Annotated in this window: 12 protein-coding genes and 1 pseudogene; 2 read left to right on the plus strand and 11 right to left on the minus strand. The window is 63.8% G+C overall.

The features are described from left to right. From IVA82_RS15415 to IVA82_RS15435, 5 genes and pseudogenes are all read right to left on the minus strand, one after another. Positions 1-405, minus strand: a pseudogene (locus tag IVA82_RS15415) (hypothetical protein); the annotation flags it as partial. A gap of 369 nt (positions 406-774) precedes the next feature. Next, positions 775-2,022 (minus strand): RluA family pseudouridine synthase, encoded by a 1,248-nt coding sequence (locus IVA82_RS15420; protein ID WP_247387506.1) that lies wholly within the window; start codon positions 2,020-2,022, stop codon positions 775-777. Further along, on the minus strand, positions 2,019-2,330 hold the full coding sequence (locus IVA82_RS15425) for a HigA family addiction module antitoxin (protein WP_247387507.1): 312 nt from the start codon (positions 2,328-2,330) through the stop codon (positions 2,019-2,021). The genes IVA82_RS15420 and IVA82_RS15425 overlap by 4 nt, the downstream gene beginning before the upstream one ends. A gap of 76 nt (positions 2,331-2,406) precedes the next feature. Next, on the minus strand, positions 2,407-3,741 hold the full coding sequence (locus IVA82_RS15430) for a replication-associated recombination protein A (protein WP_247387508.1): 1,335 nt from the start codon (positions 3,739-3,741) through the stop codon (positions 2,407-2,409). Then, on the minus strand, positions 3,738-5,144 hold the full coding sequence (locus tag IVA82_RS15435; protein WP_247387509.1) for a DegQ family serine endoprotease: 1,407 nt from the start codon (positions 5,142-5,144) through the stop codon (positions 3,738-3,740). Before IVA82_RS15435 ends, IVA82_RS15430 begins: the two co-directional genes overlap by 4 nt. Positions 5,145-5,460: 316 nt before the next feature. Between IVA82_RS15435 and IVA82_RS15440 the strand changes: the two genes are divergently transcribed. Then, positions 5,461-7,062 (plus strand): OprO/OprP family phosphate-selective porin, encoded by a 1,602-nt coding sequence (locus IVA82_RS15440; protein WP_247387510.1) that lies wholly within the window; start codon positions 5,461-5,463, stop codon positions 7,060-7,062. A gap of 313 nt (positions 7,063-7,375) precedes the next feature. On the opposite strand, the gene IVA82_RS15445 is transcribed toward IVA82_RS15440, so the two are convergent. Beyond that, the gene (locus IVA82_RS15445) at positions 7,376-8,164 is read right to left on the minus strand and encodes an SDR family oxidoreductase (protein WP_247387511.1); all 789 of its coding nucleotides are present in this window, start codon (positions 8,162-8,164) and stop codon (positions 7,376-7,378) included. 201 nt (positions 8,165-8,365) lie between these two features. Here IVA82_RS15445 and IVA82_RS15450 point away from each other — a divergent pair, with 201 nt between their 5' ends. Continuing rightward, positions 8,366-9,343, plus strand: coding sequence for a tripartite tricarboxylate transporter substrate binding protein (locus tag IVA82_RS15450; protein ID WP_247387512.1), 978 nt, complete (start codon positions 8,366-8,368; stop codon positions 9,341-9,343). 77 nt (positions 9,344-9,420) lie between these two features. Here IVA82_RS15450 and rplQ read toward each other — a convergent pair whose 3' ends face one another. The 5 genes from rplQ to IVA82_RS15475 all read right to left on the minus strand — a co-directional run bounded on the left by rplQ (position 9,421) and on the right by IVA82_RS15475 (position 13,060). Further along, positions 9,421-9,837: a 50S ribosomal protein L17 gene (gene rplQ, locus IVA82_RS15455; protein ID WP_247387513.1), complete on the minus strand. Its 417-nt coding sequence runs from the start codon at positions 9,835-9,837 to the stop codon at positions 9,421-9,423. Between the two features lie 121 nt (positions 9,838-9,958). Next, a complete protein-coding gene (locus tag IVA82_RS15460) occupies positions 9,959-10,990 on the minus strand; it encodes a DNA-directed RNA polymerase subunit alpha (RefSeq protein ID WP_247387514.1) in 1,032 nt (343 codons plus the stop codon). 112 nt (positions 10,991-11,102) lie between these two features. Continuing rightward, a complete protein-coding gene (rpsK, locus tag IVA82_RS15465; RefSeq protein ID WP_007603045.1) occupies positions 11,103-11,492 on the minus strand; it encodes a 30S ribosomal protein S11 in 390 nt (129 codons plus the stop codon). Between the two features lie 130 nt (positions 11,493-11,622). After that, a complete protein-coding gene (rpsM, locus tag IVA82_RS15470) occupies positions 11,623-11,991 on the minus strand; it encodes a 30S ribosomal protein S13 (protein WP_148750346.1) in 369 nt (122 codons plus the stop codon). 187 nt (positions 11,992-12,178) lie between these two features. Continuing rightward, positions 12,179-13,060 carry an adenylate kinase gene (locus IVA82_RS15475; RefSeq protein WP_247387515.1) on the minus strand — a complete coding sequence of 294 codons (882 nt, stop codon included), beginning with the start codon at positions 13,058-13,060 and terminating at the stop codon, positions 12,179-12,181. Between the last annotated feature and the right edge of the window lie 273 nt (positions 13,061-13,333).

Genomic DNA, 13,333 nt, shown 5'->3' on the forward strand with positions numbered 1-13,333 from the left:
CACAGCCGTTGCCCGCTGCACGATCTTGTCCTCGAGGGCCGCGATCGCCAGCGGGCGCTGCCGTCCGTCCGGCTTTGGGATGTAGACCCGCCGCGACGGCTGCGGCCGGTACGCTCCCCGGTGGACACGGGCATGCAGATCCTCAAGGTTGGCCTTGAGATCTTGCTCATAGTCCCGCCACGTCACCCCGTCCGTGCCCGGCGCGGCATGCTTCTTCAACGCGAAGAACTCCGCCTCGAGCAGGTCGGGATCGATGTGGTGAAGCAGCGCGGTGAACCTCTCCTTCTTCCTTTCCCTTGCAGTTCGTCGTATGCGCTCCAGCGCCTGTGTCACGCTCGTCCGGCTCGGCGTCCGGGTCGTGCTTTGCTGGTCCGCATTCCCCTTGGTCGCGGCCCTTCGCTCCACCAGCTCCTTTCGCAGATCGCTCTGTCTTCGACCACGGCAGAGCGTCAGCCCCTCGCATAACGGGACCGCACATGTTGCCTTCGACGTTGCTTACCGCCTCGGCCTCTACGAGTTTCTGTCTTTCGCGGCTCAATAGCCACCCCACAGCATCGTTGTGTACGCTTCGCTGCCGCCGTCGCCGACGACACCGCAACACTCACTACCGGGCGCCCGCTACGGCTTACCCGGACCGGACTTCCACCGGTTGGACCGCGCCAGCTTGCCTGGCGCACAAGCAATCCAGGATGCCTCCGCGGCAAAATTCTGGATTGCTTCGTCGCAAGGGCTCCTCGCAACGACGGACCTTAATCGCAACCGCGGGGTTCAGCCCTACTCCTCCGGCGCGTTCTCGATCGGATCAAATCTGGTTGCATCGAGGCCGAGCAAATTCCACGACTGCTGCATGTGCGGCGGCAGCGGCGCGGTAGCATCGATCACACCGCCGCGCGGATGCGGGATCACGATCCGGCGCGCCAAAAGATGCAGCCGGTTTTGCAGGCCACCCGGCAGTTGCCAGTTCTCGATATTGAAATATTTGGGATCGCCGACGATGGGATGGCCGATATGCTCCATGTGCGCGCGGAGCTGATGCGTGCGGCCGGTCACCGGCTTCAACGACACCCAGGTAAGCTTGTTGCCGGCGGTCTCGACCACCGCGTAATAGGTCACCGCATGGCTCGCGCCTTCGTCGCCATGCTGGGCGATGCGCATGATGGTGTCGTCCTCGCTTTCTTCCTTCGCAAGAAACGTCGAGATGCGGCCCTGCTTCGGCTTCGGCAGGCCCGGCACCAGCGCCCAATAGGTCTTTCGCGCCGACCGCGAGCGGAACGCACCGGTCAGATGGCTTGCGGCAAAGCGCGTCTTGGCGACGAGCAGGCAGCCCGAGGTCTCCCTGTCGATTCGGTGCACCAGGCGCGGCTTCTGGCCCTTGGCGTCGCGCATCACTTCCAGCATCTGGTCGATGTGCCGCGTCATGCCCGAGCCGCCCTGCACGGCGAGGCCGGCCGGCTTGTTCAGCACGAGGACGTCGTCGTCCTCGTAGATGGTCATCTCCTTCAGCGCCTGAAGCGTCTTCTGAGCAGCTTCCGACAGCGAGCCTGCCGCCGCCTTCGGCGCATCCAGCTTGAGCGGCGGAATGCGGACGCTTTGCCCCTCCTCGAGGCGGTCCTTGCTGTCGACGCGCTTGCCATCGACGCGCAACTCGCCTTTGCGCACCACGCGCTGGATGTGGGAGAACGAAAGCCCGGGAAAGCGCGCCTCCAGAAAGCGATCGACGCGCATGTTGTTCTCGTCTGCGGTCACGGTGACGGTCTGCACCTTGGTCGGCAGCAGCGCCTCGACGGGTTTAGCGGGCTCGGACCTTTCCAGCGCGGGCTTTCCCTGAGCAGACTTTCCCAGAGCAGACTTGGGCAGGCGCCGCTCGGTGCGCTCGGAGGCAAACCGCGGCGGCTTCGTGCCGGGCTTGCCGCTCGGACGCGGCCCCGCCTTCTTTGCACTGCGCGTCTGATGCGGACGCGAATCGTCGCGCTCGTCGCGCGAACGAGGCTTTGGGTTCATTCTCTTGATGCGGCGGCTCATGCGGTTTTTCCAAGCTTTCGTATCGCGGTCGCGCGGCGCGGCAGCGAAGCAACCCGCGCCCCCACCTCTTTCTCCGCGAGCCGCAGCTCATATTGTTGTTGAAGATTCATCCAGAACTGAGGACTCATGCCGAACCAATGAGCAAGCCGCAGCGCCGTGTCGGCAGTGATACCGCGCTGACCGTTGATGATACCAGTCACACGATTGACGGGGACGTCAATCTGACGCGCCAGTTCTGCAGCCGTGATGCCGAGCTCTCGCAGTTCTTCGGCAAGATGCTCGCCGGGGTGAGTGGGCTCGCGAGGCATAGTATTTCTTGACCTTACTACCGAGAATTACGCGTTACGTAAACCGTAAATCCACCCCTTGGCAAGCTCCAAAAGCCTAGTCTCCGCCCCGCTCCTTGCGCAGCTTTGCCCAATAATCCAGCCGCTTCCGGATCTCGCGCTCAAAACCGCGCTCGGGCGGGTCGTAGAAGGTCTGGCGGCCCAGGGCTTCCGGAAAGTAGTCCTGGCCCGAGAAGGCGTCGGGGGCGTCGTGGTCGTATTCGTAGGCTGCGCCGTAGCCTTCCGACTTCATCAGTTTGGTCGGGGAATTGAGAATGTGCTTTGGCGGCAGCAGCGAGCCGCCCTGCTTTGCGACTTGCATCGCCGCGCCGAAGGCGGTGTAGACGGCGTTCGATTTCGGCGCGGTGGCGAGGTAGACCACGGCCTGCGCGATCGCGAGCTCGCCTTCGGGGTGGCCGAGGAAGTCGAAGGCGTCCTTGGCGGCGTTGGCGATGACAAGCGCCTGTGGATCGGCAAGACCGATGTCCTCCACCGCCATACGCACAACGCGGCGGGCCAGGAACAGCGGATCCTCGCCAGCATCGAGCATGCGCGCAAGATAATAGAGCGCGGCATCGGGATCGGAGCCGCGCACCGACTTATGCAGCGCCGAGATCAGGTTGTAGTGACCGTCCGCCGACTTGTCGTAGATCGGAGCACGGCGTTGCAAAATCTCCTGCAACTGCGCGGCATCGAAGAGTTCATCCTTGCGCGCGGCGCGCCAGACTTCCTCGGCAAGCGTCAGGGCGGCGCGGCCATCGCCGTCGGCCATGCGCACCAGCACCGCACGCGCCTCCGCATCGAGCGGCAGCTTGCGGCCCTCGACCGCCTCGGCATGCGCAAACAGCTTTTCGATCGCAGCCGCATCGAGCGAGCGGAACACCAGCACGCGCGCACGCGACAGAAGCGCCGCGTTGAGCTCGAAGGACGGGTTTTCGGTGGTGGCGCCGACCATCACCACCGTGCCGTCCTCCATCACGGGGAGAAACGAATCCTGCTGGGCGCGGTTGAAACGATGGACCTCGTCGACGAACAGCAGCGTGCCCTTGCCCATCTCGCGGCGGGCACGCGCCGCATCAAAGGCCTTCTTGAGATCGGCAACGCCGGAGAACACCGCGGAGATCTGCTCGAAATGCAGATCGGTGGCGTCCGCGAGCAGCCGCGCCACTGTGGTCTTGCCGGTGCCGGGCGGGCCCCAAAACACCAGCGAGCCCAGCGTGCGCGTCTCCAGCATGCGCGTCAGCGCGCCATCGGGGCCGAGGATATGGTCTTGGCCGACGACCTCCGACAGCGCCCGCGGACGCAGGCGGTCCGGCAGCGGATGCGGCGCGTCGTGATCGAGCCCCGCCGCGGCGAAGAGAGTCGGCATCTCCGGTGGTCGCTTCGGACTCATCCGCCCAGCGTGACGTTGATCTGCTGGCCGCCACGCACCAGCGTGATGCGCCAGATCCGCTGGCGTTCAGCGGCCGCCTTCTCGATATCGCCGGTCTTGCTGATCTTCTGGTTGTTGACCGACAGAATGATATCGCCTTTCTGGAAACCGACACCCGCGGCCGCGGTATCGCCGCCGATATCGGTGATCACCACACCCTCGGTGTCGGCGTCGAGATGCAGTTCGTCGGCGACCGCCGGCGTGATGGTCGAAACCTTCGCGCCCTGAAACGGCGAGCGCGCGGTGATGACGAGCTCATTGCGGCCGGTATCGGGCGCCGTCTCCAGCGCCACGGTCAGCTTGACCGGCTTGCCGCCGCGCTGCACATCAATCTGCGCCGTGCCGCCGAGCGGACGCGTGGCGAAACGGTAGTCGAAGGCATTGGGATCGTCCACGGTCTGGCCGTCGATCGTAACGATCAGGTCGGACGATTTCAGGCCAGCCTTTGCGGCGGGTCCGTTCGCGACCACGCTTGCGACGAGCGCACCGGTCGGCGAGCGCAGGCCGAGGCTATCGGCGATGTCGGGCGTGACTGCCTGGAGCCGCGCACCCAGCCACGGCCGCTTCACGGCTTTGCCGCCGCCCTTGGCCGAGGCGACGACGACGCGCACCATGTTCGCCGGGATGGCAAAGCCGATGCCCTGCGAGCCGCCGGAACGCGAATAGATCGCCGTGTTGATGCCGGCGAGCTTGCCGCTCATGTCGACCAGCGCGCCGCCGGAATTGCCGGGGTTGATCGCTGCGTCGGTCTGGATGAAGAACTGATAGTCGGTGATGCCGACCTGCGTGCGCGCGAGCGCCGAAATGATGCCGTGGGTCACGGTCTGGCCGACGCCGAAGGGATTGCCGATCGCAAGCACGACGTCGCCGACCAGCAATTCGTCGGAATTGGTGAAGTCGAGCGTCGGGAATTTCTCCTTGGTGTCCTTCAGACGCAGCACTGCGAGATCGGTGCGCGAATCCTTCAGCAGGATCTCGGCCTCGAACTCGCGCTTGTCCGACAGCGACACCTTGACCTGGTCGGCACCCTCGATGACGTGGACGTTGGTGACGACGAGACCGGAGGCATCGACGATGACGCCGGAGCCCAGCGAGCGCTGCATCTGCTCGGGCTGCTGACCCGGAACGCCGAAAAAGCGCCGGAAGATCGGATCGTCGAGCAACGGGTTGCGGTTCTGTACCATCTTGGCGGCATAGACGTTGACCACGGCCGGCTGCACCCGCTGCACGATCGGCGCATAGGACAGCCGCAACTCGACCGGCGACGACGGAACGCGACGATCCTGCGCGGCGGCTGGATGGAAGTGGGCCGAAAAGGCTATGCACAAGGCCGTGATGACGGCGGCACGGATCGATCGAAACATTCCTACCTCTTGGAAAAGACGCCGGAATATAGGCGCCTTCGTTCTCTAATAGAAGGCCGGCGGACTGCAATATTCGGATCTCCGTCTGGCCGCCCGGCATGCAAGCCCTGCGCGCATCGCGGACATTCTGCGCGAGCGCACGCATTGGCATGACATCCATCATCCTGCATTGTGGCTTACGGCGGATTCGGTTGCGGCGAATTTGCGTCAGTGGGAACCCCGCAACCGGGGCGCGCCGTCGCGGGGTAGTCATCTATCATTCTTAGACTCTCCGTTCGCGACTTGGGGAAGTTGGTCCAACCGATGGAGTGATGACGTGAGCAGGACAAGAATTGCAGCGACTGCGATTGGTCTCGCCGGTGCGCTGGCGGCCTCGCAGGCCCAGGCCCAATCGGCAGGCAGCAGCGATCAGGAGATCGCGCTCCTGAAACAGCAGTTGAAGATGCTCGAGCAGAAGCTCGACAGGCTCCAAAGCCAGACCGCCGCGAACACGGCAGCCAATGCGAAGACCAAGGCCGAAGCCAAGGCGGAAGCGCGCTCGGAGGCGAAGGCCGTCGTCGCCAATGCCAACGCTGCGATCCCTGTCAAGGGTCCGGCGCCGGCCTCCGGGGTCGTGGTGACGATGCCGAACAACCGCCCGACCATCTGCACCGCCGATGGGGCGAACTGCGTCGGCATCACGAGCCGCGTACACTGGGATGTCGGCGGCTACGACTATCGTCCCAACACGGCAGGCACCGTGCCGCAGAAGCTCGACAGCGGCGAGAACGTCCGCCGCGCGCGCATCGGTGTCACCGGTAAATTCTTCAACGACTGGAATTTCGCGCTGGTCTACGACTTCGGCGGCTCGTCCGACGGGTTTGGCGGCGCAGCTTCAGGCTCACTGCCGGGCGGCGGCGTCTCCGGCGTCGAGAACGCCTATCTCAGCTACACCGGCCTGAAACCGTTTGGCGGCAGGATGGCGATCGAAGCCGGCATCATGGACCTGCCCTACACGCTGGACGAAGCCACGAGTTCGAACGACATCATGTTCATGGAACGCGCCTCGCCCGGCGTGGTCGCGACCAACATCGCCGCCGGCGACTTCCGCTCCGCCGCCGGCGCACGCTGGTTCAACGACCAGCTCTGGATCGGCGGCTATGTCACCGGACCTTCGACCGGCGCGGTCCACTCCGCCTCGAGCGCGGCGCCGGCGGGCACCAGCGAGCAATACGGCGCCGTGGCGCGCGTGGCAGGCAACCCGATCAGCGGCAAGGACTACTCGGTGCATATCGGCGCCGACGCACAATGGCTGATCCAGCCGCCGCGCAATCTGATCGCGAACACGCAGACGGTCACGCTCAGCGATCGTCCGGAATTGCGTCTCGACCCGACGACGCTGGTATCGACGGGTGCGATCGCCAATGCCTCCGGCGCACAGGTCTACAGCGTCGAAGCTGCCGCGACCTACGGACCGCTCATTCTTCAGAGCGAGTATTTCTGGTACAATGTCGATCGCAGTGCGAATACCGGCGTGCCGCTGGTCGGCGCGCCGAGCCTCAAATTCCAGGGCGGTTACGCGCAGGCCGGCTACGTGCTGACGGGCGAGACCCATACCTATAACGCCGCAAACGCCGCCTATAACGGCGTCAAGCCGGCGCATCCGTTCTCGCTCGATGGCGGCGGCTGGGGCGCATGGGAGATCGCGGGTCGCGTGAGCCAGATCGACCTCAACGATCAGCTCGCGACCGCCAACGGCATCGCCGGCGGACGGCAAACCGTCTACACCGCCGCGCTCAACTGGTATGTCAACGGCAACGTCCGCTTCATGCTCGACTACCTGCACGGCACCGTCTCGCGGCAGGCCTCGCCGGTCTCGACCGCCGATGTCGGCTCGAAGTTCGACGCCGTCGCAATGCGCACGCAGTTCGCGTTCTAATTCTCAGTCGTCGTCCCGGGCCGCACGTAGCGCGAGCCCGGGACCATAACCACAAGATTGAGTTTGGCGAAGGCTCGGAGCTGCCAGCTCGCGCCACAAGTTCTTCCTGTGGCTATGGATCCCGGCCTTCGCCAGGACGACACCGAAAATGCAGCACCCGCCTTCCTCGACCAGACCTTCGGCACCATCAACGCCACCAACCTCAAGCGCGCGCATGCGCTTTAGGAGAGCGGCAAGTCGCATGCCCGTACCTTTTTATTTGAGCATGATCTTGTCGGAAGTCCGCTACACGCTTTTCCTGATCATGCTTTGGCTAGGCGATGGTGTTGACGATGCCGCCTTCGGCGCGCAGCGCCGCTCCGTTGGTCGCGGACGCTTCCTTCGAGGCGACGTACACCACCATATTGGCGATCTCGTCGACGCTGGCGAAGCGTTGCAGCAGCGAGCTCGGGCGGTGCTGCTTGACGAAATTGGCCGCGGCCTCATCCACCGACTGTCCGTTCTGCTTGGCGAGATTCGTCACGAAAGTCTCGACGCCCTCGGACATCGTCGGTCCCGGCAGGATGGAATTGACGGTGACGCCGGTGCCGCGGGTGAGCTGTGCAAGGCCCCGCGCGACAGAAAGCTGCGCGGTCTTTGTCATGCCGTAGTGCATCATCTCGACGGGTATGTTGAGTGCGGACTCCGAGGAGATAAAGACGATGCGGCCCCAGTTGCGCTCGAGCATGTCCATCAGGTAAGCGCGCGACAGCCGCACGCCGCTCATCACGTTGACCTCGAAGAAGCGGGTCCAATCCTCGTCCGGGATCTCGAAAAAGTCCTTCGGCTCGAAGATGCCGGCATTGTTGATGAGGATGTCGACTTCGGGCAGCGCTGCGATAAGCGCCTTGCAGCCCGCCGTGGTCGAAACGTCGGCGGCGATGCCGCGAACCTTGGCGCCTGTCCCTTCCAGCTTGCGCACGGCCGCATCGACCTTGTCCTGGCCGCGGCCGTTGATCACGACGCTCGCGCCGGAGGCCGCAAGCCCCTTGGCAATGGCGTGGCCGATGCCGGCGGTCGAGCCGGTCACCAGAGCAGTTTTTCCGGAAAGGTCGATGTTCATGCAATAGCTCCATCAGAACGATGATGGGGATATCGGATGCGGCGGATCGGGCCGCAATTGGCGCTCACCGATCAGTGAGACGATGACGAGCTGTTCCGGCAGCGACGTGGCGCTCACGTAACCCTGTCTGGACCGTGCTGGAACGATTTTTGCTAAGCCTGACCGAGCTTTTTTGCTCAGGTTACACGGAAGAACCATCCGATGAAAATAACGGCCCTCACTGTTGCGCTCGGGTTGCTCGGTCTGATCAGCGGCAATTCGATCGCACAGGCCCAAGCGGTCTATCCAGAAAAATCGTTGCAATTGATCGTCCCCTTCCCGCCCGGCGGCGCCTCCGACGTGGTCGCGCGTATCATCGGCGGCGAATTGGAGACGCGGCTCGGCAAGCCCGTCGTCATCATGAACCGTCCGGGGGGCGGCACCACGATCGCAGCCAAGGAAGTCGCGCGCTCGGCGCCTGACGGATACACCCTATTCTTCAGCTCAAACTCGAGCTTCACGCTGCCGGCGGCCGTGAAGGAAAGCGTGCCTTACGACGCGGCAAAGGATTTCGAGCCGCTCGGCCGGGTCGGTAAGATCACGCTGGTGCTGGTTACCTACAAGGACAATCCGATCACGGACGTGGCTTCGCTCGTCGCCGAGGCGAAGGCCAATCCCGACAAGTTGTCGCTCGCGTCCTTCGGCGTCGCCACCGTGTCGCATTTTGCGGGCGAGCTGTTCAAATCAAGCGCCGGTATCAAGATGGTCCACTTGCCGTACAAGGGTAGCGCGCCGGCGATGAACGACCTCATCGGCAAGCACATCCAGTACCACGTCGACACCGTGATCGCCGTCAAGCCGCAGATCGAGGCCGGCACTGTCCGCGTGCTGGCAGTGTTTTCGGCAAAGCGCACGCCTTTCCTGCCCGACGTGCCGACGCTCGCCGAACTCGGCTATGCCGGCATCGACTTCTCGTCGTGGGGTGCCGTGGTCACCCCCAAGGGCCTGGCGGCGGCCGTTCACGACAAGCTGTCGGCAGCCCTGGAGGAGACAATCAACAATCCCACCGTCGCCGAGCGCTTCGCCAAGGTCGGCTTCGAGCCAAGCTTCGCGCCTTACAGCGATTGGGCGGGAGCGATCGGCAAGGAAGTCGCTGAAATGAAGGAGATCGCGCAAAAGGCTGGGATCAAGGAGGAATAGTCCCGCGGATCTACGCCCCTCCCAATAAAAAAGCGGCGCCGAGGGCGCCGCTTTCTCGAAACCTGATACCGACCGGCTTACGCCGCCTCGGCTTCCTTGGCCTGCACCGGACCGGAGTCCTGGCCCTTGGCGTCGACATCGCGATCGACGAACTCGATCACGGCCATCGGCGCGTTGTCGCCGTAGCGGAAGCCGGCCTTGATGATGCGGGTGTAGCCGCCCTGGCGGTCCTTGTAACGGGTGGCCAGTGTGTCGAACAGCTTTCTGACTTGATCCTTATCGCGCATCTCGGAGATCGCCTGGCGACGCAAGGCCAGGCCGCCCTTCTTGCCGAGGGTGACGAGCTTCTCGACGATCGGGCGCAGCTCCTTGGCCTTCGGCAGCGTGGTGACGATCTGCTCGTGCTTGATCAGCGCGGCCGCCATGTTGGCGAACATCGCCCTGCGGTGCTCGGCGGTGCGGTTGAGCTTCCGATGAACCTTGCCGTGACGCATGTGTCTATTCCTTACATAAAGATTGCCGCGACGGTTCGTCGGACATGTTGCTCAGGTGGGCTGCCTGCGTTCGCCCGCTGAAGCGCGAAGAATTCGCGCTTCAGTTTGTCGTAAGTCTGGATCAGTAGTGATCCTCGAAGCGCTTGGCGAGCTCGTCGATGTTCTCCGGCGGCCAGCCCGGCACTTCCATGCCGAGGTGCAGACCCATCTGGGCCAGCACTTCCTTGATTTCGTTCAACGACTTGCGGCCGAAGTTCGGGGTGCGGAGCATTTCCGCTTCGCTCTTCTGCACGAGGTCGCCGATGTAGACGATGTTGTCGTTCTTCAAGCAGTTGGCCGAACGCACCGAGAGCTCGAGCTCGTCCACCTTCTTGAGGAAGGCCGGGTTGAAGGCGAGGTCCGGGATGATCTCCTGGGCGACTTCCTTGCGCGGCTCTTCGAAATTGACGAACACGTTGAGCTGGTCCTGGAGGATGCGCGCGGCATAGGCCACCGAATCATCCGGCGTCAGCGCGCCATTAGTCTCGATCGTCATGGTCAGCTTGTCGTAGTCGAGAATCTGGCCCTCGCGGGTGTTCTCGACCTTGTAGGAGACCTTGCGAACCGGCGAGTACAGGCTGTCGACCGGGATCAGACCGATCGGCGCGTCCTCGGGGCGGTTGCGCTCGGCGGGCACGTAGCCTTTGCCGGTCGCCACCGTGAACTCCATGCGGATCTCGGCGCCCTCGTCCAGCGTGCAGATCTGCAAGTCCGGATTGAGCACCACGACGTCGCCCACGGTCTGGATGTCGCCGGCGGTGACGACGCCCGGGCCGGACTTCTTCACGACCATGCGCTTGGGGCCTTCGCCCTGCATCTTGATCGAGATGTCCTTGATGTTGAGCACGATGTCGGTGACGTCCTCACGGACGCCCGCGATCGAGGAGAACTCGTGCAGCACACCGTCGATGTGCACCGACTGCACCGCTGAGCCCTGCAGCGAGGACAGCAAGATGCGACGCAGCGCATTGCCGAGGGTCTGGCCGAAGCCGCGCTCGAGCGGCTCGGCAACGATGGTCGCAAAGCGGGCCGGATCGCTGCCGGGGGTCACCTGGAGCTTGTTCGGCCGAATCAGTTCTTGCCAATTTTTCTGGATCGTCACTGTTTCACCCATACAGGCCAGTCAAACTGCCGTTGCAGATACTGGCGTTGGAGAAAGGCCGCAGGTCGCACCTGCGGCTTCTTAAAAAAGTCATCGCGGACGACGATGCGCCCGCGACCTCGTATCAAACGCGCCGACGCTTGCGGGGACGGCAACCGTTGTGCGGGATCGTGGTCACGTCGCGGATCGAGGTGACGGTGAAGCCCGCGGCCTGGAGCGCGCGGAGCGCCGACTCGCGGCCCGAACCGGGACCGGCGACTTCGACTTCCAGCGTGCGCATGCCGTGTTCCTGCGCCTTCTTGGACACGTCTTCGGCGGCAACCTGCGCGGCATACGGCGTCGACTTGCGCGAGCCCTTGAAGCCCATCGTGCCGGCGGAGGACCAGGCAATCGTGTTGCCCTGCGCGTCGGTGATGGTGATGGTCGTGTTGTTGAACGACGAGTTCACGTGCGCGACGCCGGAGGCGATGTTCTTGCGCTCACGACGACGAACGCGGGTGGCTTCCTTGCCCATTGAATACCTTTCCTGGAGATCTCAAACGCCGCCGTAATGCCAGCGGCTACACCTGTGGAAGCGAATGGTGAGTAGCGAATGGCGAATAGGGATGCACCCTACTCGCCACTCGCCATTCCTATTCGCCCGTTTACTTCTTCTTGCCGGCGATGGCCTTGGCCGGCCCCTTGCGCGTACGCGCATTGGTGTGGGTACGCTGGCCGCGCACCGGCAGACCGCGACGATGACGCAGGCCGCGATAGCAGCCGAGGTCCATCAGACGCTTGATGTTGATGCCGACTTCGCGACGCAGGTCGCCCTCGACGAGATAGTCGCGGTCGATCACTTCGCGAATCTGAAGCACCTCGGCGTCACTGAGCTGATTGACGCGACGATCCGCGGGGATCTTCACCTTTTCGACGATCTCGCCGGCGATCTTCTCGCCGATGCCATGGATGTACTGGAGCGCGATCAGCACGCGCTTGTTGGTGGGAATGTTCACGCCGGCAATACGGGCCACGGCCTTCTCTCCTGTTGCCGATCCCTCGTCAGGAATCAGGCTTTAAGTGCTTGCTTTCTCGGGCAGGTGTTCACAAACGCGAACACGACGCCCACCCCCGGTCTTCCTGGGGCCCGGCATCGTCTGAAACTATCCGACTTGGATGCGGGGCTTATTAAGGGATTCAGGGGGCTTTCGTCAACCGCCGCTAGCGCTTGGCTCGCTTTTTCGTGATCTTTTTTGCGGCCTTTTTGGCACCCTTTTTGACTGCCTTCTTGGCCGGCTTCTTGGCTGCCTTTTTGACGACCTTCTTGGCCGCCTTTTTGACCGTCTTCTTGGCACCCTTCGCAGCCGGCTTGGTCGCCTTCTTGGCCGCCTTTTTGGTCGATTTGGCGGCATTTTTGGCGGCTACGGCCAGCTTTTTGGCCGCTTTGGCCTTCTTGGCCCCGGTCTTGGCGGGCGCCGCTTTGGCTGCGCTCCGGGCGTGCGTCTTGGGCTCGACCGCCCCGAGCGCCAGGAGTTGGCGGTGGATGGCGCGGGTGACCTCGTCGATGGCCATCATGCCGTCGATGGTCGAAAGCTTCCGCCGCTCGGAATAATAGTGAATCAGCGGTTCCGTCTGGCTGCGGTAGCTGGCGAGTCGTTTGGAGAGAACCTCCGGCGTGTCGTCGACCCGCACCTCCTCGCCGCGCTCCCGCATCTGGGCGACGCGGGTCTCGACGCGGTTCAGCAGCGCGCTCTCGTTGACGCGGAGCTCGATCACGGCGTCGAGCTTGAGGTGCTTGTGCTTGAGGAGTTCGTCCAGGGCCTCGGCCTGCGGCACGGTGCGCGGAAAGCCGTCGAGGATGAAACCGTTTCGGGCGTCGGGCTGGTCGATCCGGTCTGAGATGATTCCGACCACGACCTCGTCGGGCACGAGGCCGCCGCTGGCCATGATCTCCTTGGCTTTCAGCCCGACCGGCGTTCCGGCCGCAACGGCTGCGCGCAACATCTCGCCGGTCGAGAGCTGGACGATGCCATAGCGCTGCACCAGCAGCTGCGCCTGGGTCCCCTTGCCCGACCCCGGCGGTCCCAGAAGTATAATTCTCATCGGCGTACGCCCCCCGAATTGGTGAGCGATACGTCGCGCACCCGTGTTTGAAATTCGACGACAGTGCAAACCACAATCGGCCGCGCACTGCCACCCATATCATAAGGGAGCAAGTGCCCGGACGCCAAGAAGGCCTTTGAAATCAGCGATTGCGCGCGGTGTGGACAGCTCTGCCGATGCGACCGAACGGTCGGTCCAGGACTTCGCGGAAGCCGCGCATCTGCGCGCGGCGAATCGGCGACGTTGAGTCGGGAAGCCCGAGAGGACGCCGCG

The organism is Bradyrhizobium sp. 142 (assembly GCF_023074015.1).
Lineage (GTDB): Bacteria > Pseudomonadota > Alphaproteobacteria > Rhizobiales > Xanthobacteraceae > Bradyrhizobium.